Origin of the sequence: Klebsiella sp. HMSC25G12, assembly GCF_001807705.1 — a bacterium.
In the GTDB taxonomy this organism is placed as follows: Bacteria; Pseudomonadota; Gammaproteobacteria; order Enterobacterales; family Enterobacteriaceae; genus Klebsiella; species Klebsiella variicola.
On the sequence record NZ_KV789814.1, the window covers coordinates 1 to 2168 of the forward strand.

A 2168-nucleotide genomic window follows, 5' to 3' on the forward strand; every position below is an offset into this window, starting at 1 on the left:
TTATCAACGAATACGACCAGCACCAGACCAGCGTGGCCTTCACCCTCGACGGGGATCAGCTCGTCTTCGATCTTGAGCTGCCCATCGAGTGGAACTTCGACAACTGATTGACAGCGGTGCCATTCCCCTGGCGTGTTGTACCCAGCGGCGCCCCTTTCCCCCCTTTCTGGTGTAGGGTTGTCTGCACTGCAACGGATAGACATCCCGAGGATCACCATGGGTGAGCATCAACCTACAGCAATGCCGGTATTGAATGACAGTGAGCGCCTCGGGCTCGAGCGCAAGAGTGCAGTCACCAGCATGGCAGGCGTAATGGCTCGTTTGCGCAAGCAAAATTGGCAGTCACGGGCAATGCGGTCGAGTTCGGCAGGCGAGAGAAGTTGCTCAAGATAGTGGTTGGCATCGATAATGGTCATGGCTTCGTGCGTGGCGGTTTTGTTTGGCGATAAAATCAGATCACAATCGAAGCCATTTTTATATCTATTTCAATTGGTTGATGCTAAAGATCCTGTACATGCATAGCCCCTACGTAAACTGTCTAATAAGTCACATTATACGAACTATTGAGCATGTTATATCTATTTTACATGCTGTAAATTCAGTTCCATTAGTAAATAGATAAAAACCAAGGAGGCTTTATGAAAAATAAATAATGTGATCGTTGCCGGAGGGTGTTTTTGGAGTCTCGAAGACCTCCTTAGAAATCAGGACGGCGTGACGTCAACGAAGGTGTGTAGTGGCACTGAAATGGCGACTGCGCAAGACGTGAAGATGAGCTGTCTGATAGCAACGGATTATCAAGCAGAACCTTCTTAAATACAATTTATTCCACGCCAATACAGCGTGCTGTCTTTCAAATCACTAGGAGAAATTTATGTCACGTTTGAACACCCCTACCACAATCGACGCCGCGCCTACTGCTACCCATACCTCACTCAAGGCTGTGGAAAAACAACTGGGCCGCGTTCCTAACATGTTCCGCGTCGTTGCCAACAGCCCTGCTGCGCTGACTGGCTACCTGCAATTGAGCGCAGCATCAGCACAGGGCGGCTTGGGTACAGCGACTCTTGAGCGTATTGCCCTAGCCGTCGCTGAGATCAACGGCTGCGATTATTGCCTTGCTGCCCATTCCTTCCTAGGCCGTAAGGTGGCCAAGCTTGATGATGCTGAACTCACTGCCAACCGCAGCGGTGCATCAAATGACCCTAAGGCCGACGCAGCCGTGCGTTTTGCTGCCGCCGTAGTCCGCCAGCGCGGGCAAGTCAGCAATGACCAGGTCCAAGCGGTGCTGAACGCTGGCTACAGTGATGCACATGTAGTGGATATTCTGTTGGCTGTTGCCCTGAACACTTTCACTAACTACGTTAACGAAGTGACACAGACCGAGGTCGACTTCCCGGCCGTTCAACCACTAGGCATTGATGTCTAATCCATTGGTGCTCAACTACAGCAATTACCTAAGTTAGGTTCGACTCGAGTAAACATATAGTTTTTCTCAAGAGTCATATCATTTTAGTGGGCTACATAGAGTGAGTCCACATGGCTAAAAATAATTGGAGATATAAGATGACTATTCCCGAAATTGAAAATGGTGTCCAGACTACCAATACCCTTAGTAATAATCTCGGTGCAAAAATCACTAAGTTTGGTATAGGTGGCATCTACGTTGCCATGACGATAATATATTTGTGGTTTGGTGGCATGAAATTCACTAGCTACGAAGCAAACGGTATACATGGTTTTGTTAGTAATAGCCCTCTGCTTTCGTGGATGTATAGCTTCCTCAGCATTCAAGGATTCTCAAATTTTCTGGGTGTGCTTGAAATTTCAGTTGGCCTGTTAATCGCTGCACGAGTTTTCTCCCCTAAGCTCGCAATCTTGGGCGGTGTACTTTCAACCGGACTCTTTTTTACGACATTGTCGTTCATGCTGACTACACCCGGTGTTTTTGAGGCATCTCTTGGGTTTCCTGCGATCTCTGTGGTTCCTGGCCAGTTTTTGCTAAAAGATTTAGGCTTGTTTGTCGTGTCTATATTTATCGTAGGTACATCACTTACAGCACTGGAGCACAAAAACAAATAAGCCTCACCCGAAACAACTATAAGTTAGATGGCTCCTAAACACATTAGAGAGCCTTCATAGACTGGACCTTAAGAACTAAGTCTTTC

Annotated in this window: 3 protein-coding genes and 1 pseudogene; 3 read left to right on the forward strand and 1 reads right to left on the reverse strand. The window is 47.5% G+C overall.

All coding sequences use genetic code 11. The features are described 5' to 3' along the window. Positions 1 to 275: 275 nt before the first annotated feature. Positions 276 to 416, reverse strand: a pseudogene (locus tag HMPREF3096_RS28625) (IS4 family transposase); the annotation flags it as partial. Positions 417 to 654: 238 nt separating this feature from the next. Between HMPREF3096_RS28625 and HMPREF3096_RS31310 the strand changes: the two are divergent. The 3 genes from HMPREF3096_RS31310 (at position 655) to HMPREF3096_RS04450 (ending at position 2082) form a co-directional block, all read left to right on the forward strand. Continuing rightward, positions 655 to 816: a peptide-methionine (S)-S-oxide reductase gene (locus HMPREF3096_RS31310; RefSeq protein WP_223290059.1), complete on the forward strand. Its 162-nt coding sequence runs from the start codon at positions 655 to 657 to the stop codon at positions 814 to 816. Positions 817 to 874: 58 nt separating this feature from the next. Next, the gene (locus HMPREF3096_RS04445; RefSeq protein ID WP_000088799.1) at positions 875 to 1429 is read left to right on the forward strand and encodes a carboxymuconolactone decarboxylase family protein; all 555 of its coding nucleotides are present in this window, start codon (positions 875 to 877) and stop codon (positions 1427 to 1429) included. 137 nt (positions 1430 to 1566) lie between these two features. After that, positions 1567 to 2082 (forward strand): YkgB family protein, encoded by a 516-nt coding sequence (locus HMPREF3096_RS04450; protein ID WP_004911234.1) that lies wholly within the window; start codon positions 1567 to 1569, stop codon positions 2080 to 2082. The last annotated feature ends 86 nt before the right edge of the window (positions 2083 to 2168 follow it).